At 79.6% G+C, this 1,130-nt stretch carries 1 protein-coding gene; it reads left to right on the top strand.

The window, feature by feature from the left end; all coding sequences use genetic code 11:
* Nucleotides 1-1,130: condensation domain-containing protein (locus tag ACFV4F_RS43440; protein WP_380511599.1), on the top strand; the 1,130-nt coding region annotated here is incomplete at both ends.

Genomic DNA, 1,130 nt, shown 5'->3' with positions numbered 1-1,130 from the left:
CGCGCGGGCCGCGCAGGCGCGCGGCCGGGGCGGGGCGGCCCGGGCGGGCCGGGGGCCTCTTCGTCGCACCCGCCGCGGGCCCCCCCGCCCGCACCCTCGGCGTCCTGGACGAGCTGCGCTCCGCGCTCTCCCACCCGCCCGCGCCGGTGACCGTCCCCACCAGCGCCCTCCAGCGCGAGCTCCTGCGCGACGCGACCGGCGGGGCCGACCACGGCGGGCGGCACGTCGAGCAGCTGTCCTGGAACTGGCACGGCCCGCTGGACACCGACCGGTTCACCGCCGCCTGGCAGTCCGTCTTCGACCACGAGCTCGTCCTGCGGGCCGCGTTCGACTGGCCGGAGGACGCGCACGACGACCCGTGGATCGTCCTCCACGACCGCGCCGTCCCCGAGGTGACCCGCAACCCGTCCGGCGCGCCCGGCTGGGAGGAGCTCCTGGACGCCGACCGCCGGCGCGGCTTCGACCTGCGCCGGCCCGCCCTGCTGCGCGCCACGCTGGTCGACACCGGCCCGTCCGACGAGGGCCTCGTCACCCGCGTGCTGCTCACCTATCACCACGCCATGCTGGACGGCTGGAGCGTGCGCCTGCTCCTCCAGTCCTTCTACCGCGCCTACCTGACCGGCGGCACCCTCCCCGGCGGCGAGCGCCGCCCGGACCTCCGCGACCACGCCCGCTGGCTCGGCGCCCAGGACACCGGCCCCGCCCGGCAGTTCTGGTCCACCCGGCCCGCCGCCGCCGTCGTCGTCCCGGCCGGCCACATCGCCCACGGCCGCGGCAGCGGACGGGCCCGGCGCCGCCTCACCCCGTACGAGGCGGTGCGGCTGCGCGGCTGGGCCGCCGCCTGGGGCGCGGGCGAGAGCAGCGCCCTCCAGGCCGCGTGGGCCCTGCTGCTGTACCGCGCCGCGCAGGAGCCGGACCCGCGCGTGGCCCCGCGGGCCGTCCGGGTCGGGTTCGCCGTGACGCTCTCGGGCCGCGGGATCCCGCTGGACGGCATCGACCGGCTCCCCGGCGCCCTGCGCACGCCGCTGCCGATCACCGTCCGAGTACACCCGAGCACGACCCTCCCGCCGCTCCTCGCGCCCCGGCGGGTCGGACGGCGCGACCCCTCCTCCGACGAGTGGGGGTCCCCC

This window comes from Kitasatospora sp. NPDC059722 (assembly GCF_042733235.1).
Classification (GTDB): domain Bacteria; phylum Actinomycetota; class Actinomycetes; order Streptomycetales; family Streptomycetaceae; genus Kitasatospora.
The sequence above is the reverse complement of the archived record's forward strand: the minus strand, read 5'-3'. Positions and strand labels throughout refer to the sequence as shown.